The following is a 17,335-nucleotide window of genomic DNA, read 5'->3' as shown; positions in this document are numbered from 1 at the left end:
TAGGATGAAACAAAATCAATCATTGAATATCTTCCGATAAATATGACAATAAGGAGTTTCTCCTTTCTTGTCGTAATAATGTTGGTGATAGTCTTCTCCTATCCAGAATTTCTCGGCAGGTTCCAATGCCGTAGCTACTTTAAATCCCATTCCGAATAATTTACCGATATATCTTTCCGCGATCTCCTTCTGTTCTTCATTGCAATAGAAGATAACGGAGCGATATTGGCTGCCTATGTCCGGGCCTTGTCCGCCTACCTGTGTGAAATCGTGGGTCTCGAAGTAAAGACGCAGCAATTGTTCGAAGCTGGTTTGTGCAGGATCAAAGATGACTTCAACGGTTTCTACATGGCCGGTTGTCCCTGTTTTTACTTCCGGATAGGAAGGGTTATTTACTGTTCCGCCCATGTAGCCGACATGCGTATATTCTACGCCTTTTACTTTTTCCAGGTGATATTGGGTTCCCCAAAAACAGCCGGATGCAAAATAGGCTGTTTCTTTATGAAAGTTATTCTGTGTCATATTCTTATTCAGCGTTTGAATTATTCTATTTATATTTGTGCAAATATAATCTTTTATTTCGCAATGGACAGCAAAAAATCACTGAGCCCCGCTCAAAAAACAATAGTGGGCGTTCAATTTCTCTTTGTAGCCTTTGGTGCAACAGTATTGGTGCCTTTATTGGTCGGTCTTGATCCTTCGACAGCCCTTTTTACTGCCGGGCTGGGTACACTGATCTTTCATCTGGTTACGAAAGGAAAAGTTCCTATTTTCCTGGGAAGTAGTTTTGCTTTCGTTGCTCCCATCATTAAAGCGACGGAATTATATGGTTTGCCGGGTACGATGTCGGGACTGGTTGCCGTAGGTGCCGTCTACGGACTGATGAGCGCATTGGTTAAATGGCGTGGCATCGGTTTTATTAAAACGCTTTTCCCTCCGGTCGTGATCGGGCCGGTTATTATACTGATTGGTTTGTCGCTTGCCGGTTCCGGTGTGAATATGGCGAAAGAGAACTGGCCGCTGGCCCTGATCGCTTTGCTGACGGCTATTCTGGCATCCTTGCTCGGGAAGGGGATGATCAAGCTGATCCCTATCTTTTGCGGGATCATTGTAGGGTATATTGCCGGGGCAGTCTTTGGTGTGATTGATTTTGAACCGATTGTTGCCGCTCCCTGGTTTGCGTTTCCCCAGTTCGTTAAACCGGAATTATCCTGGGGAGCTGTGATTTTTATGATTCCGGTTACCATCGCCCCGATCATTGAACATATCGGCGATGTATATGCCATCAATGAGGTGACCGGCAAAGATTTTGTGAAAGATCCGGGTTTGCACCGTACTATGTTGGGGGATGGCTTGGCATGTGTTGCTGCCGGCCTGATCGGAGGACCTCCTGTAACGACCTATTCGGAAGTGACTGGCGCTATCTCGCTGACAAAGATCACAGACCCTACCGTTATCCGTATTGCTGCGGTGACAGGTATTGTCTTTTCTGTCTTTGGGAAGATCAGTGCTTTTCTGAAATCGATTCCGCCGGCCGTGTTGGGCGGAATAATGTTGTTGCTGTTCGGTACGATTGCGGCTGTCGGTATAAACAGCCTGATACAAAACCGGACGAATCTGGGCGATACACGTAACCTGATTATTGTTTCGCTGATCCTTACCTTCGGCATAGGTGGCGCAGCAATTGAATTTGGCGGTTTTACAATGGCCGGTATCGGGTTGTCCGCATTGTTGGGAGTTTTACTGAACCTGTTGTTACCCAAGGGAAATAAATAAAGTTCGGTAACGTTCTTTTATATATCCATCTCTTAACGGTTCAGACGTTTTGAAAGTCCCTTAAAATGTATACCTTTGTGCCGCTTTTATAAAAGCGAGCGATTCTATGTTTAACTTGTAAGGAAAAGGGATAAATCTATGCAAAAGTCCGACTGCATTATCAGTGTAGAACATGTATCCAAGTTCTTTGGGGACAAGGCTGTGCTGAATGATGTAAATTTGTTTGTCCGTAAGGGCGAGTTTGTTACTATTTTGGGACCTTCCGGTTGTGGTAAGACCACATTGTTACGTCTGATAGCCGGATTTCAGACCGCTTCGGAAGGGGAGATCTCCATTGCAGGAAAGGAGATTACGCAAACGCCGCCACACAAAAGGCCGGTCAATACGGTGTTTCAGAAATATGCATTGTTCCCGCACCTGAATGTTTTCAATAATATCGCTTTCGGCCTGAAATTAAAGAAACTGCCTTCCGCCGTGATCGAAAAGAAGGTAAAGCAAGCCTTGAAGATGGTCGGTATGACCGACTATGAATACCGTGATGTCGATTCCCTTTCCGGCGGACAACAGCAGCGTGTCGCCATTGCCCGGGCCATTGTGAATGAACCGGAAGTGTTATTACTCGACGAACCGTTGGCTGCACTCGATCTGAAGATGCGTAAAGATATGCAGATGGAATTGAAGGAAATGCATAAGTCACTCGGCATTACCTTCGTTTATGTAACGCATGACCAGGAAGAAGCTTTAACGTTGAGCGATACGATTGTCGTGATGAGCGAAGGCCGTATCCAGCAGATAGGAACCCCGATCGATATCTATAACGAACCGATCAACTCGTTTGTAGCCGACTTCATCGGTGAAAGTAATATCCTGAACGGATTGATGATAAAAGATAAGCAAGTCTCTTTTGCCGGACACGATTTTGAATGTGTCGATGAAGGGTTTGGAGAACAGGCACCGGTCGATGTCGTAATCCGTCCGGAAGATATTTATATATTCGACCCGTCGGAAGCTGCCATGCTGACCGGAACGGTTACTTCTTCCATCTTTAAAGGAGTCCATTACGAAATGATGGTGCAGACTCCCGAAGGATACGAGTTCATGGTACAGGATTATCATTGTTTTGAAGCCGGACAGGAAGTCGGATTGCTGGTAAAACCATTCGATATTCATGTTATGAAGAAAGAACGTGTCTGCAACACGTTTGAAGGTAAAATGATTGATTCTACCCATGTGGAATTTCTTGGAACCACTTTTGAGTGTAACGAAGTTTCCGATATGGAACCGGACGCTCCTGTAAAAGTGGAAGTCGATTTCCGTCATGTTATTCTGGAGGATAATGAAGAAGACGGCAAGCTGACAGGTGAAGTGAAATTTATCCTGTACAAAGGGAACCATTATCATCTGACAGTGTTTACTGACTGGGACGAAGATATTTTCGTCGATACGACAGATGTCTGGGACGATGGTGACCGGGTCGGTATACGGATTGCCCCTGAGAATATACGTATTATTCATAACTAAAAGGAAAGGAAGTGATAAATAAAGTCTCAGCATTTTTCATGCGGCGCAGGAACTGGACGATTCCTTACGCATTATTTCTGGCGGTATTCGTAGTGATGCCATTGCTCCTGATCGTTTTATATGCCTTTACGGATGCCGAGGGAGCATTTACTTTCGCCAACTTCCGTAAATTTATGATGCATCCCGAGGCATTGAATACCTTTGTCTATTCTATTGGGATTGCGATCATTACTACTTTGGCCTGCCTGCTCTTAGGATATCCGGCAGCCTATATATTGAGTCAGGCCCGTTTTAATACTTCCCGTACGATGGTCGTGTTGTTTATCCTGCCGATGTGGGTGAACATTCTGATCCGTACGTTGGCAACAGTCGCCCTGTTCGATTTCCTTGATTTGCCTTTGGGCGAAGGAGCCTTGATCTTCGGTATGGTATACAACTTTCTGCCCTTTATGATCTATCCGATCTATAACACCTTGCAGAAGATGGACCGCAGCCTGATTGAAGCCGCACAGGATTTGGGTGCCAATCCTTTCCAGGTATTTATGAAGACAATTTTTCCTTTGTCGATGCCCGGTGTGATGAGCGGTATCGTGATGGTCTTTATGCCGACCGTTTCGACGTTTGCTATTGCCGAGTTGCTGACAATGAACAATATCAAACTGTTCGGTACGACCGTACAAGAGAATATCAATAATGGGATGTGGAACTATGGCGCCGCCCTGTCTCTTATCATGTTGCTGCTGATCGGTGTCACGATCCTGTTTACCAACGAGGAAGACAATGCCTCAAATGAAGGAGGAGGTGTGATATGATGACGAAAATAATGGCGAAGGCCTATCTGTGGTTGCTTCTTATCCTGCTTTATTCTCCGATCCTGATCATTATGATCTTTTCATTTACCGAAGCGAAGGTGCTGGGTAACTGGACGGGATTTTCAACAAAATTGTATACTTCCTTGTTTACCGGAGGCGTGCAGCGTTCGCTGGTAGGTGCTTTGTGGAATACATTTGCCATTGCCATGCTGGCTGCATCTATCTCGACAATCCTGGGAAGTATTGCTGCTATCGGTATATTCAACCTGAGAAGCCGTTCGCGTAGAATCATGAACTTCGGAAATGCCATACCGATGATGAATGCAGATATCATAACCGGTGTTTCCCTGTTCCTGTTGTTTGTCAGTTTCGGTATTTCGCAGGGATTTACTACAGTCGTGCTGGCGCATATTTCATTCTGTACTCCTTATGTTGTATTGAGTGTGATGCCCCGTCTGAAAAAGATGAACCAGAATGTGTATGAAGCTGCGCTTGATCTGGGTGCAACCCCGTTTCAGGCACTGCGCAAAGTGATTATGCCGGAGATATGGCCTGGAATGATCAGTGGTTTTATCCTGGCTTTCACGCTTTCGATCGACGACTTCGCCGTCACGATCTTTACTATCGGTAACGAAGGACTGGAGACACTTTCAACCTTTATCTATGCGGATGCCCGGAAGGGAGGACTTACTCCTGAACTGCGTCCGTTGTCCACAATCATCTTTGTCACCGTACTGGTGTTGCTGATTGTGATAAATAAGAGAGCTGATAAAGCCGCTAAATAATGTCAAACAGGAGTAGGGTATGAATAGACTAATTAAAATAATATGCGTACTTGTCGCTTGCCTGGGCGTATTTTCGTCCTGTGCACGTACGGAAAAAGAGCGCAGTAAGATATTGAAAATTTATAACTGGGCGGATTATATCGATGAAGATATTCTGGATGAATTTCCGGTCTGGTATAAGGAGCAGACGGGAGAGGATATTCGTATCATTTACCAGGTATTCGACATTAACGAGATCATGTTGACCAAGGTGGAGCGCGGTCACGAAGATTTCGACCTGATATGTCCTTCGGAATATATCATCGAACGTATGCTGAAGAAAAAGCTGTTGTTTCCCATTGACCGTAACTTTGGAAAAACGCCCGATTACCTGAATAACATTTCTCCGTATATCCAGGAACAACTCAATAAACTGAGCCAGCCGGGAATGAAAACGACCGACTACGTTGTCCCTTATATGTGGGGCACGGCAGGCTTGCTCTATAATAAGAAATTTGTTTCAAAGGATGAAGTGATGACCTGGGATTGCCTGTGGAATCCCAAGTATAAGAACAAGATCCTAATGAAAGACAGTTATCGCGATGCCTATGGTACTGCCATCATTTATGCTCATGCCAAGGAACTTGCTGACGGAACCGTTACGGTAGAACAATTGATGAACGACAACTCCCCTGAAGCAATCGCTATTGCCGAGGATTACCTGAAACGCATGAAACCCAATATTGCCGGATGGGAAGCCGACTTCGGTAAGGAGATGATGACCAAAAACAAGGCCTGGCTGAACCTTACCTGGAGCGGAGATGCCGTCTGGGCAATGGAAGAAGCCGATGCCGTAGGAGTGGAGCTGGGTTATGAAGTGCCGCTCGAAGGTAGTAATATCTGGTATGATGGCTGGGCAATCCCCAAATATGCCCGCAATGTGAAGGCTGCCAGTTATTTTTTGGATTATCTTTGCCGTCCGGACATTGCCTTGCGCAATATGGATGCCAATGGTTATGTAAGTGCCGTTGCCACACCGGAGATACTGGAGGCAAAAATAGATACGACAATCGAGGAGTTTTCTGATCTCAGCTATTTCTTTGGTCCCGGAAACGACAGTATCCGGATCAATCCGGTACAATATCCCGATCATAAAGTGGTGGAACGTTGTGCTATGATCCGTGACTTTGGCGATGAGACGGAGCTTGTGCTGGAAATGTGGAGCCGTGTGAAAGGCGATAACCTGAATACCGGTATTGTCCTGTTGATCTTTGCTGTGTTCGGTTTGTTATTTGTCTGGGTAGTCTACCGCAGAATACGTGATTATAAACAAAAACAGCGTCACCGCAGACGTCGCAGACGCTGGTAATTATTATTGATGAGTATGGAAGGAATAAAGAATCTGATTATAGACTTTGGCGGAGTGATCATTAATCTGACCCGCAACCGCTGTGTGGAGGCCTTTGAAAGTTTTGGTGTGCCCGATGTCCGCGACTGCATCCTGAACAGTAAAGACCTGTTTATGCAGATAGAGATGGGAACTATCACCTCTGCCGAGTTCAGGGACGGTATCCGTCACCTTACCCAGCAGCGCCTGACCGATGAACAGATCGATGCTGCCTGGATTGCCATGCTCGATGATATACCCGCCTACAAACTCGATTTATTGATGGACCTTCGTTCCAGATACAATACGATGCTTCTCAGTAATACGAATGAGATCCACTGGCAATGGGCCGAGAAGAATAGCTTTGCCTATAAAGGACATCATGCCGAAGACTTTTTCGGAAAGATATACCTTTCCTATGAGTTGAACATGGTCAAGCCCAATGCCGATATATTTGAATATGTCTTGAAAGATGCCGGTATCAATCCGGAAGAAACCTTATTCCTGGATGATGCCGTACCTAACTGTCGTACGGCGGAGGCGCTTGGTATTCGTACCTATACTCCCCAGCCGCGGGAAGACTGGTCGCATTTGTTTAAATAAGCGAAGTGGCTAGCATTATATGGCTATGATGCTGAGGTTACTATCCTGGTCGACTGACATCGGCATCCCATGCCGATGAGATAATGAAACCAGCCAGGTAATTAAATATCCTTTACCTTCAAAACATTATAAGAAGTTCCGATATCATAGACATCGCTACCGTCCACCTTCTTTATGTATTTTACTACGCGGATCGTTACTGGAAGAATGATCACTTCATAGAGGGATTTCAGAACCGCCTGTGTCCCGATCATGATTAATAATTCTTTGCAGGGAATCAATCCGGCAAAAGCGATCGGAAAGAAAATCATCGAATCGGCACTCTCACCCACTAATGTCGAAGCGATCGCACGTAAAGAAAAGTTTTTCCCTTTGGAAGCAATCTTCATCTTACTCATCACATACGCATTCAGGAACGAGCCGACCAGAAAAGCGATCAGACTTGCAATCGCAATGCGCGGAGCCATTCCAAAGACGAAGTTAAAACCTTCTTCCCCTTCCCAAAACGGGGCGGCAGGCAACATGACTGCCAGTTGTGCAAATCCGATAACGAGGAAGTTAGAAGCAAATCCGCTCCAGATAATCAAACGCGCTTTCTTAAATCCCCATACTTCGGCAATACAATCATTGATAATATAGGAAATAGGGAATACGATCAGTCCGGCTGTAGCAGTAATACCAAATACCTGTACGACTTTCGTCTCTAAAAGATTGGACGCTACCAGGCATATATTGAACAGGATGCCAAGCAGCATAAATGGGATTGTTACAGTTGTCTTCTGCATAATTCTTGTTTTTTACGAGGTTTATCAAGCACTCGGGAAAGCAAAAACTTTCCGTATCATGTCTATAAATTAAATTCCGGCTGCAAAGATAGTTATTTTTTTAGAACCTGTGTGAGTAGGTCAGCCCTATTGCATGTTTATAATTGACCGGATCATATACGTTGAATATATGGTAACGGTAATATAACTGCAATGCGTTTTGTTTGTTTATCTTATAATCGCTTCCGGCTGAGAGGCGAATCCTGTCTGTGTGCATATTACCCTGATAGCCTGTGTCATTAAATATTTCGGCATAAGCAAAAGGGGAGAAATCCGTTTTACTGATCTTGTAGGAGAGGGTGAGCATTGTCCGGAGATAATTCTTGGGATGTTCGGCGCCTGTTTTATAAGTACTCTGGAATCGTTCGCGAAGAGACAGGACAAAGTTGCCGACAGGATATTTTCCCGAAGCATACACATAATATCTGTTCCGTAACTCTTCGGAAGCCTTGTACTGGTTAAGTAACATATAGGCTACTCCGGCTTTCAGATACCGGTTGAATGTATAGTTGATTTCTCCTGTTGTCAGAAACCACTCCGCCTGTTTGAAGTTTGATTTCGGACGGATATCCTCTTCCAGTAAAAAAGAAAACTTATGATAAATCTTTCCCGACAGACTAACCTTGAATGCCATTCCGGCACCATCCATTGCCCACAAAGTAGAATGACTCTGAAACATCAAAAAGACGAATAGAATAAAGAAACAATTTCTCTTGAAATAGTTTTTCATAAGAATATGATGTGTTTTTAATTTAGATTTAGGGCAAAGATAAGGATAAAAGAATTATTTTTGTATCTCATGTAACTTAATAAAATCATGTTATGAAGAACTTTAAGAAATGGCTGATGCTGGTTGTGTGTGCATTGGCTGCCTCCTCTCTTTTAGGCCAGGAGAAAGATTGGGCCAATTTTGGCCGGTATGCTGAACTTAATAAAACGGTAGAACTCCCATCTAAAGTGGTATTCATGGGAAATTCGATTACGGAAGGCTGGTGGAATAACGATTCGCTTTTCTTTAAGAACAATGGCTTTATCGGCAGAGGTATCAGCGGACAAACGACGGCGCAAATGCTGGTGCGGTTTCGTGCAGATGTAATCAACCTCAAACCGAAGGCTGTTGTAATCCAGGCCGGGACCAATGATATTGCCCAAAACAACGGATATATCTCTCAGGAAAATATACTGGGAAATATCATATCTATGACCGAATTGGCAAAAGCAAACCATATCGATGTAATTCTTTGTTCTGTCTTGCCCGCCTATGATTTCGGCTGGCGTAAAGGACTGGAACCTGCCGATAAAATTATCGAACTGAATAAAATGATTAAGGCTTATGCAGACCGTAACGGCTTTACTTATATAGATTATCATTCTCAATTGGCGGATGAGCGGGGAGGTTTGCCGGAGAAATATTCCAAAGACGGCGTGCACCCTACTTTGGGCGGATATAAGATCATGGAAAAGATACTTCTTCCGGCACTGAGTGGTTACTAACCGGATTATTTTGCTATATTTGCTCCCGAATTATAAAAACAGTTTTTTGAAAACACTACTTTCTACATCTATAAGTGCTTAATAACAGCCTATAACTCTTTATAGGCTGGTCACTTCAATACTCCGGATATACATCTTCATCCGGGCCTTATTATTATATCCTTTTATAGATAAAAACTGTTCCCATAAGGGAGCATAGTAACCATTTAATATATCATAGTCATGAATTTAAACGACGTGCAAGTCAGGAGGGCTACTTCTGACGATTTTAACGATGTAATGAACGTTGAACGACTCGCTTTCGGTGAAGATGGCGAGGCCGTACTGGTGGAAGACCTTTTGGCAGATCAGACAGCAGAACCTTACGTCTCGTTGCTTGCCTGTTATCAGGGGGAGGCTATAGGCCATATCCTTTTTACAAAGGCCTCATTGGAGGGGAGCAATCCTTCACCTTCTGTTTATATCCTGGCTCCTTTGGCCGTAAAGCCGGAGTATCAGAAACAAGGTCTCGGAGGTTTGCTGATCCGGGAAGGCCATCGGATATTGAAGGAGATGGGAGTGGAGATGGTTTTTGTGCTGGGGCATAAAGAGTATTATCCCCGCCATGGTTTTAAAGGGAATGCAGAAGAAGCCGGTTATCCGCCTCCTTATCCGATTGAAGATATCTATGCTGATTGTTGGATGTATCAATCCCTTACTTCGGAAGCAGGAAGTATTCCTAAAGGAAAGGTAAGATGCGCTGATGCACTGGACAAGCCGGAGTATTGGCGTGAATAAAGAGAAGAGGGGAGATATATTCTCCCCTTTCATATATACTTTCTGTCTTTTATTCAATCTCCAATACCGCCGGGCAATGATCTGAATGCACGGCATCATTCAGAATATAAGCCGATTTCAGCAACGGTTTTACCGGTTCGCTGACCATGCAGTAATCGATACGCCAGCCTTTATTGTTTTTACGGGCGTTGAAACGATAGCTCCACCATGTATATTGTTGCTTTTCCGGATTGAGATGGCGGAATGTGTCGATAAATCCCGCATCCAGAAACCGTGTCATCCATTCGCGCTCTTCGGGAAGGAAACCGCTGTTAGTCGCATTGCGTACCGGATCATGAATGTCTATCGGTTCATGACAGATATTATAGTCGCCGCAAAGAATCAGATTCTTACGTGTTTTCTGTAATTCCACTACATACTTCTGGAAATCTTCCAGCCACTCCATTTTAAAGGCCTGGCGTTCATCACCACTGGTTCCGGAAGGATGGTAGACACTGACAATTGACAGGTCACCATAATCCGCACGGATAAAACGGCCTTCGTTATCATATTTTTCTATGCCCATTCCTATTTCCACATGATCGGGTTCCTGACGGGTGAGGATAGCTACCCCGCTATAACCTTTCTTCTGGGCACTGAACAGGTAAGGTTTATAACCTGAATCCGCAAAGGCCTCTGCCGGGAATTGATCCGGCTGAAGTTTAGTTTCCTGCAGGCAGAGTACATCGGGCTGCTCTTGTTTTAACCATTCCGGAAAGCCTTTTCCCACAGCGGCGCGGAGGCCGTTTACATTGTATGTTATTATCTTCATATAACAGCTCTTTTAGATCGTTTAATAGGAATCCAAAGATACAATTTAACAGTTGGATGTACTAATTTTTACCGGATAATTCTATTTTACATCTAAATGAATCCTACATTTGTAGCGGCAAAAAGAAAATTATACGAGGAAAATACAGAATGGAAGAAAATAGTTTTGAAGCCCGTTTGCTTCATACGCCTTACGAGAAGCCGGACGCCTATGGCTCATTGGCAATGCCGGTCTATAACACTGCTGCTTACGAGTTCGAATCGGCCGAAGCGATGGAAGCCGCTTTCTGTGGCCGTACGTCCGACCATGCTTATTCGAGGATTACGAATCCGACCGTACAATATTTTGAAGATCGTGTGCTGTCCGTTACCGGAGCTATGAGTGTCACCGCCCTCAATTCCGGTATGGCTGCCATTTGCAATATGTTGATGACGATCGGGCGTGCAAAAGCCAATATCGTCACTTCCCCGCATCTGTTCGGCAATACCTGGTCATTGATGAAGACGACGCTGGCCACCTTTGATATCGAGGCACGTTTCTGTAACCTGACCGATCCCGACGAGGTCCGCGCCTATATCGACTGCAACACCTGTGCGATCTTTCTCGAAGTGATTACCAATCCGCAGCTGGAAGTGGCCGACCTGAAGATGTTATCTTCTATCGCAAAGGAGGCGGGAGTACCTTTGATCGCCGACACGACGATCGTTCCTTTCTCTGTCTTCCACGGAAAAGATTTTGGTATAGATATCGAGATCGTATCCAGCACCAAATATATCTCCGGCGGGGCAACAAGCATAGGAGGTCTGATACTTGATAACGGGACCTTCGACTGGAGCCATTTTATCACACTGAAACATTGGTATGAACAGTTTGGCGAACGCGCTTTCACCGCCCGCCTCCGGAAGGAGATACACCGGAACCTGGGCGCTTATATGACGCCGCAGGTTGCCTACATGCAGACGCTGGGACTGGAAACCATGCCTCTCCGTTTCGAACGGCAGGGAGCAACTTGCCTGGAACTAGCCGGCCGGCTGCAAACGCTGGAAGGTATTGTGTCGGTCAATTACACCGGCCTGAAAGATAATCCTTATTATAAACTGAGCACTGTCCAGTTCGGAAAATATCCGGGAGCCATGCTGACATTCGACCTGCCTTCCCGTGAGGCCTGCTTTGCCTTTATGAACCGCCTGCAACTGATCCGCCGTGCCACGAACCTGTTCGACAACAAGACATTGGCTATCCATCCGGCAAGCACCATCTATGGCAGTTTCACCGAAATGCAGCGGCAGGGAATGGATATCAGCCAGCAAACAATCCGCCTGTCGGTCGGACTCGAACCGGTCGACGATTTGTATAACGACATTAAACAGGCTTTAGCCATACGCTGATGCGGACGCTTATCATAGCCGATAACCAGGATATCACCAAAGCCGGCATCCTTTACCTGAGCGACAGGATGCCGGATCTTAACCTTGTGACTGAGGCTGCCGACAAACACGAGCTGCTTCAACTCCTTCAACAGCATCCGCAGGCTGTCGTGATCCTCGACTACACGCTTTTCGATTTGACGAGTGCCGACGAACTTCTGATCTTGCAGGAGCGTTTCAAACAGGTCTCCTGGATACTTTTCAGCGATGAACTGAGCGAAAATTTTATCCGCCGCATCCTCTTCAGCAGCGAGGCTTTCAGCATCGTCTTGAAGGATGCCCCGTCAGCAGAAATACGTGCGGCCCTGCAATCGGCTTTACATTCCGAACGTTTTATCTGTCAACGGATTCATAACCTGCTTTCAGAAAAGAAAATAGTCCGTGAACCCAAAGAGCACCCCGTACTGACCTCGACAGAAAAAGAAATACTGAAATCCATCGCTTTAGGCAAGACGACCAAAGAAATTGCCTCCGAGCGTTTCTCCAGCATCCACACCATCACCACCCATCGCAAAAATATTTTCCGCAAACTGGAAGTAAATAATGTGCACGAGGCAACCAAATATGCTCTGCGCGCAGGGATAGTCGATGCAGCGGAATACTATATTTAATCAGACCATATCTTCCCCAGTCTTCACAATCTCGACTTTCAAAGTCTTGTGGAAAGGCGTAAAGCGGGAGATAACCATCACCACAATCGCAAAGATGAGCACGTAGCCGATAATCGTTTTCAAGGCAAGCAACAAGCTTTGCGATTGCAGTGTGGTGTAAAGGCTGTTTGTAGCCAGTTGCACGGCATCCGTCATGCTATGTCCCTGTGCCAGTGCATTATTGAGTGACTGGTTGTATTGCTGTGCCGCCAGCGGGTTATCGAGGCGCATATTCTCCGAGAGGATCGCCATATCCCGCAATTGCAGACGGTAAAGCATATTATTGAAGAAGGCCGACGACAGGGCAGGAGCTATCACCGAACGGCAGGTGATCAGGAAAAAGGCATTATATATCATCAGCTTCGGGTTCATATCTTCCACCGCATACACACCGAAAGCGATAAACAAGATCATCATTCCCATTCCCCGGAGAAACATCGGAAGATACAACATTTCGTACCTCCCGTCCGGTGTGATCCCGAAATAGAGGATAGCCAGATAGATCACATAACACAGCATCCCTCTGGATATCAGTATCCTGAAACGCCACCGTTGCCAGCGGAACCACCAGAAACAGATCACCGCCCCGCAGATAAACCCCGGCAGCATCCAGAGATTCAGAAAGTTGGCATGTACGCTGTCTACCCGTATGATATTATTCATATAACTGGTCACCAGCGAACTGGTGGAAGAAAAGAACATCACCAACATCATGAAGAAATAGCCGATCAACGCCTTGCTGCTGTTCAGCACTTCCAGTTTCAGATACGGATTTTTCCGCGTCTTCTGCCGGAACTGGAATAACCAGACCAATACCGGCAGCGACAGCACATACACCGTGATTTTAGCGGACGAAAACCAGTCGAGTGTCTTCCCGTAGGTGGCCGACCAGATGGTGAAAAGCAGGATGGAGGCCATGAGCAGGATACTTTTCCAATCTATCTCTTTAAAAGGAAAATAGACAGGACGCCTGGCATACCGGAAGAACATCAGGATAAAAGAGATGGCAACCAGCAAGAGCAGGATAACGAAGTAATACATATACTGCCATTGGTAGTAATAGGCCAACTGTGCCGTGACCGCCATCGAGACCTGGCCTGCCGAGAACACGATCGGGTAGAAGTAAGCATAAAATTCGCTGCGCACATTCTGCGGACTGAAAAGCGGACGTATCATCAGGATGATCTCCAGCATGGCGAAACCTTTCAGAAAACCGATAAAGAAGCTGCATACGATAATGATATCCATCTGGTTCACCTGCGCACAGATAAAGCTGAGGATCACCTGCAACAAGAGGTCGATCAGCAGGATCGTTTTAGTGGTCACTACCGGACGCACTTTCGGGATCAGCGGATAAGCAACCGCCATTCCCGCCGATGTCGCATAGTAAGCCATGCTGATGTCTTCGCTCAACACACCCAGCGTTCCTGAAACTTCGGTGATAGTCCCGGTATAGGCTCCGTTGATCAGGATGATCGGCAGCATGACGGTAAAAGCCGTAACGATCCCCAGCCAGCGGGGGACCCAGGGGCGGATAGGGACATTCAGGGGTGTTTGTGTAGCCATTATGCTGTATTATTCAATGTCTTTTCAATGCTTCCGTTTCCACCATCATGCCGGCACGGAGCAGATTCATGTCTTCGGGCGAAACGTCAATCAGGTCGATGCGCACAGGGATGCGCTGTTGTATCTTGACGAAGTTGCCGGCAGAGTTATCGGTCGGGACGAGGGAGTATTTGGAGCCGGTCGCTTCGGAGATCGCCGTCACGGTGCCGTGGAAAATGCGGTCGTCTACAGCATCTACTTTGATGCGTACTTTTTGGCCGATGTAGATATGGCTGATTTGTGTTTCCTTGTAATTGGCGGTTATCCATTTGTCATTGTTGCGGACGAGGTAGCTGAGGGTTTGTCCGGCTTGAACCAGTTGTCCGGTTTCCAGCGTGCGGCGTCCCATGTATCCGTCGAAGGGAGCGGTGACGACTGTATACGACAGGTTGAGTTGCGCCATCTCCAGGTCGGCTTCTTTGCGCAGGATGGCCGCCTTCACACTGCCGCTTTTCTTGCTCGTCTCCGAATATTGCGATTGGGCGGCACTCTTTTGGCGGAGCAGGGATTCGTAACGGGCTTTCATGGCTTCGTATTCAGCCTTGACCTGTTCGTATTGCTGTTGCGAGACGGACTCTTCGGCCAGGAGGTTGGCATAACGTCGATGGTCCTGTTCGAGTTGCCGGAGGCGGGCTTCCGTCTCGGCGATATTGGCCTCCTGTACGCTGATATTCACCTGGGAGGTTTCGATGCCGGAACTTAGTATGTCTTTGGAGGCCTGGGCATCGAGGAGGGCGGCTTCGGCATCTTTCAGCTTGATACGGTATTCCCGGTCGTCGAGGATCAGAAGGGTGTCGCCTTCCTTTACCTGCTGGTGCTCGGTGAAACGGACTTCCCTGATGTAACCCGGTACGCGGATATTGACGGGGGTGATATATTGATCCACTACGGCATCATTGGTGATTTCGTAGTTGACATATTTCCAGAAATAGTTGACCGTCCATGATATGCCGCCGAAAGCGAGCAGGATACATACGGTATTGAGGGTGATATTCCTTATTTTCAGTCGCCTCAGTTGTTTTCTTTTTCTATGTAATCCGGACATATTTGTCTGTTTTTAATTAAGTTATAAATTGCCGCATGCATGCATCAGTTGATAATAACTGTAGATGGCCTCGGTGCGTGCATTGGTCAATTGCAGTTCGGCTTCAAGCCTGACACTGCTGGCATCGAGCAGGTCGGTCAGGATGGATAGCTGGTTGAGATAACGGTTGTTTACGATACGGTAGTTCTCTTCCGCTTGCCTGACCGACAGGATCAGTGCCTGTACGCGGTCGAGCGCTTCGTGATGCCTGATCCAGGCGCTTTTGACATTAATACGGATATCCTGGCGGATTTGTTCTTCCTTATTTTTCTGGATATTGACAATTTGTTTTACCTCATGTATCTTATGTTTATTCTGATAAAGGGATGACAGGTTGTAGGAGAGGCTTAAAGCGATATTCCAGTTGTTGGAGAAGACGTCTTCCATCGTAGTGCTCAGCGGGCGTGCCAGGGTATTGGCGGCACGTACCGAGAGTGAGGGCAGATAGTCGGCTTTTGACAGGAATATATCGTTTTCAGCCAGCTTCGTGTTGTAGCGGGCGATCTGTAATTCGGGATAGTTGAGGTAAGCCTGTTGGACGTAGGCATCATAGCTTTCCAGTGAAACGGCCGTGTAAAGCAATGCCGTGTCGGGTTGCAGGAGGAATGTTTCATCCAGTCCGAGCAGGACGTCGAGTTGCTGGGAGACGATTGCGATATTATCGTCTGCTTCGCGGCAGGCCAGCTGGTCGTTGGTGAGTTGCAGTTCACTACGCAACTCGTCGTTTCGGGTGACGATACCTTCTTTCTTCAGGCGGCGGATATCCTCAAGTCTGCGGGTGGACTCTTCCACGTTACGGGCAAATACGTCTTTTTGTTTGTAGAGGCTGAAAAGGTCCATATACTGACGGAGCAGGAGCAGTTTGACTTCGGCTTTGCTACTGGCCGAATTGAGTGCTGCAATCTGTTTCTCCAACGAGGCACGTTTGATATTATAATGTATTTTACCTCCGCGATAGACGGGTTGGGTTACTTCTACATTATAATTATGTGACCAGTCGGGCAGGTCGGGATGAACCGGTTGCGTCAGTCCCTGCCGGAAGACGGTAGACTGTCCGATATATCCGGTCGTCGCACCGATACTGATACCGGGCAGACGGGCCGTTTGCGCTGTTTTTTTCTTGTCGGCTGCGACGACTTCCTGCATGTGGGAGGCTTGCAGACGCAGACTGTTTTCCGTACCCAGGCGGAAGAGTTCGTCGAGGGTAAGAGAATAAGCCTGTTGGGAACAAGTCGCAACAGGCTTTCCTATAAACAGTAACAATAAAAAACTATATTTGATCAAATATCTCATTCAGTTTGCTTAGATGTTTCATACAGGCTTCCATATGTTTGGTGTTCATTTGTTGCCCGACCTGGGTGTACATGTCTTTCAAGAGGGATTTGATCTTGGCGGCTACCTTTTCTCCTTCGGGGGTGAGGTATATCAGTTTATTACGGCGGTCGTTGCAATCTTCCTGCCGTATAACCCATCCTTTCTTCTCGAGATTATTGATCAGGTTGGTGAGGCATGCTTTGTCTTTCGCTGTTTTTTCGGCCAGCGATTGTTGGCTGACTCCCTGTTCTTTCCACAAACAATGCATTACCTGAAGCATTTCAAAGGTCATATCGACGTTGTTGCTTTTCAGTATTCGCTGAATGGTCTGGCGGAATGTCATGCGTGTCCTTAATACTAGTAGATTAAGTTCGTGAGCTAATTCACTATCTGTCATACTTGCTGTTTTTATCGGCGCAAAGATAGATATTTATCGGATATTAGTCAAATATTTGACTAATTATGTGTGAAAAACTAAGGGAAAGA

At 46.3% G+C, this 17,335-nt stretch carries 18 protein-coding genes; 10 read left to right on the top strand and 8 right to left on the bottom strand.

Annotated features, from left to right (window positions below):
* Nucleotides 1-15: 15 nt before the first annotated feature.
* Nucleotides 16-522, bottom strand: a complete 507-nt coding sequence (msrA, locus tag HMPREF1535_RS21270) for a peptide-methionine (S)-S-oxide reductase MsrA (RefSeq protein ID WP_007658235.1) — start codon at nucleotides 520-522, stop codon at nucleotides 16-18.
* A gap of 63 nt (nucleotides 523-585) precedes the next feature.
* Between msrA and HMPREF1535_RS21265 the strand changes: the two genes are divergently transcribed.
* The 6 genes from HMPREF1535_RS21265 to HMPREF1535_RS21240 all read left to right on the top strand — a co-directional run bounded on the left by HMPREF1535_RS21265 (nucleotide 586) and on the right by HMPREF1535_RS21240 (nucleotide 6,863).
* The gene (locus tag HMPREF1535_RS21265) at nucleotides 586-1,776 is read left to right on the top strand and encodes a uracil-xanthine permease family protein (protein WP_007658234.1); all 1,191 of its coding nucleotides are present in this window, start codon (nucleotides 586-588) and stop codon (nucleotides 1,774-1,776) included.
* Between the two features lie 138 nt (nucleotides 1,777-1,914).
* Nucleotides 1,915-3,297 (top strand): polyamine ABC transporter ATP-binding protein, encoded by a 1,383-nt coding sequence (locus HMPREF1535_RS21260; protein ID WP_007658233.1) that lies wholly within the window; start codon nucleotides 1,915-1,917, stop codon nucleotides 3,295-3,297.
* Nucleotides 3,298-3,335: 38 nt separating this feature from the next.
* On the top strand, nucleotides 3,336-4,109 hold the full coding sequence (locus tag HMPREF1535_RS21255; protein ID WP_007658232.1) for an ABC transporter permease: 774 nt from the start codon (nucleotides 3,336-3,338) through the stop codon (nucleotides 4,107-4,109).
* Nucleotides 4,106-4,894 carry an ABC transporter permease gene (locus tag HMPREF1535_RS21250; protein ID WP_007658229.1) on the top strand — a complete coding sequence of 263 codons (789 nt, stop codon included), beginning with the start codon at nucleotides 4,106-4,108 and terminating at the stop codon, nucleotides 4,892-4,894. The genes HMPREF1535_RS21255 and HMPREF1535_RS21250 overlap by 4 nt, the downstream gene beginning before the upstream one ends.
* A gap of 19 nt (nucleotides 4,895-4,913) precedes the next feature.
* On the top strand, nucleotides 4,914-6,242 hold the full coding sequence (locus HMPREF1535_RS21245; protein ID WP_046147397.1) for an ABC transporter substrate-binding protein: 1,329 nt from the start codon (nucleotides 4,914-4,916) through the stop codon (nucleotides 6,240-6,242).
* 15 nt (nucleotides 6,243-6,257) lie between these two features.
* Entirely contained in the window at nucleotides 6,258-6,863 is a 606-nt protein-coding gene (locus HMPREF1535_RS21240) for an HAD family hydrolase (protein ID WP_007658225.1), read from the top strand.
* Between the two features lie 101 nt (nucleotides 6,864-6,964).
* Here HMPREF1535_RS21240 and HMPREF1535_RS21235 read toward each other — a convergent pair whose 3' ends face one another.
* Both HMPREF1535_RS21235 and HMPREF1535_RS21230 read right to left on the bottom strand, forming a co-directional pair.
* A complete protein-coding gene (locus HMPREF1535_RS21235; protein ID WP_007658223.1) occupies nucleotides 6,965-7,648 on the bottom strand; it encodes a queuosine precursor transporter in 684 nt (227 codons plus the stop codon).
* Between the two features lie 100 nt (nucleotides 7,649-7,748).
* Entirely contained in the window at nucleotides 7,749-8,417 is a 669-nt protein-coding gene (locus tag HMPREF1535_RS21230; protein ID WP_007658222.1) for a DUF2490 domain-containing protein, read from the bottom strand.
* Between the two features lie 92 nt (nucleotides 8,418-8,509).
* Between HMPREF1535_RS21230 and HMPREF1535_RS21225 the strand changes: the two genes are divergently transcribed.
* Both HMPREF1535_RS21225 and HMPREF1535_RS21220 read left to right on the top strand, forming a co-directional pair.
* Nucleotides 8,510-9,181: an SGNH/GDSL hydrolase family protein gene (locus HMPREF1535_RS21225; RefSeq protein ID WP_046147396.1), complete on the top strand. Its 672-nt coding sequence runs from the start codon at nucleotides 8,510-8,512 to the stop codon at nucleotides 9,179-9,181.
* A 222-nt stretch (nucleotides 9,182-9,403) separates the two neighbouring features.
* The gene (locus tag HMPREF1535_RS21220; RefSeq protein WP_046147395.1) at nucleotides 9,404-9,958 is read left to right on the top strand and encodes a GNAT family N-acetyltransferase; all 555 of its coding nucleotides are present in this window, start codon (nucleotides 9,404-9,406) and stop codon (nucleotides 9,956-9,958) included.
* Nucleotides 9,959-10,007: 49 nt separating this feature from the next.
* On the opposite strand, the gene HMPREF1535_RS21215 is transcribed toward HMPREF1535_RS21220, so the two are convergent.
* Complete coding sequence (locus tag HMPREF1535_RS21215) at nucleotides 10,008-10,769, bottom strand: exodeoxyribonuclease III (RefSeq protein WP_007658220.1); 762 nt, start codon at nucleotides 10,767-10,769, stop codon at nucleotides 10,008-10,010.
* Nucleotides 10,770-10,918: 149 nt separating this feature from the next.
* On the opposite strand from HMPREF1535_RS21215, the gene HMPREF1535_RS21210 reads away from it, so the two are divergent.
* Both HMPREF1535_RS21210 and HMPREF1535_RS21205 read left to right on the top strand, forming a co-directional pair.
* Nucleotides 10,919-12,157 carry a PLP-dependent transferase gene (locus HMPREF1535_RS21210; RefSeq protein ID WP_046147394.1) on the top strand — a complete coding sequence of 413 codons (1,239 nt, stop codon included), beginning with the start codon at nucleotides 10,919-10,921 and terminating at the stop codon, nucleotides 12,155-12,157.
* Nucleotides 12,157-12,807, top strand: coding sequence for a LuxR C-terminal-related transcriptional regulator (locus HMPREF1535_RS21205; RefSeq protein ID WP_046147393.1), 651 nt, complete (start codon nucleotides 12,157-12,159; stop codon nucleotides 12,805-12,807). The genes HMPREF1535_RS21210 and HMPREF1535_RS21205 overlap by 1 nt, the downstream gene beginning before the upstream one ends.
* Here the strand turns inward: HMPREF1535_RS21205 and HMPREF1535_RS21200 are convergent, their stop codons facing one another.
* The 4 genes from HMPREF1535_RS21200 to HMPREF1535_RS21185 are packed head-to-tail and all read right to left on the bottom strand — an operon-like array spanning nucleotide 12,808 to nucleotide 17,246.
* Nucleotides 12,808-14,412, bottom strand: a complete 1,605-nt coding sequence (locus HMPREF1535_RS21200; protein ID WP_046147392.1) for an MFS transporter — start codon at nucleotides 14,410-14,412, stop codon at nucleotides 12,808-12,810.
* Between the two features lie 13 nt (nucleotides 14,413-14,425).
* Complete coding sequence (locus HMPREF1535_RS21195; RefSeq protein WP_046147391.1) at nucleotides 14,426-15,496, bottom strand: HlyD family secretion protein; 1,071 nt, start codon at nucleotides 15,494-15,496, stop codon at nucleotides 14,426-14,428.
* A gap of 21 nt (nucleotides 15,497-15,517) precedes the next feature.
* A complete protein-coding gene (locus HMPREF1535_RS21190) occupies nucleotides 15,518-16,828 on the bottom strand; it encodes a TolC family protein (RefSeq protein WP_046147390.1) in 1,311 nt (436 codons plus the stop codon).
* Nucleotides 16,806-17,246, bottom strand: a complete 441-nt coding sequence (locus HMPREF1535_RS21185) for a MarR family winged helix-turn-helix transcriptional regulator (protein ID WP_010802698.1) — start codon at nucleotides 17,244-17,246, stop codon at nucleotides 16,806-16,808. The genes HMPREF1535_RS21190 and HMPREF1535_RS21185 overlap by 23 nt, the downstream gene beginning before the upstream one ends.
* Nucleotides 17,247-17,335 lie beyond the last annotated feature (89 nt).

The sequence above is a fragment of the Parabacteroides goldsteinii DSM 19448 = WAL 12034 genome, from assembly GCF_000969835.1.
Taxonomy (GTDB): domain Bacteria; phylum Bacteroidota; class Bacteroidia; order Bacteroidales; family Tannerellaceae; genus Parabacteroides; species Parabacteroides goldsteinii.
This window is presented reverse-complemented; position numbering and strand designations above follow the sequence as displayed.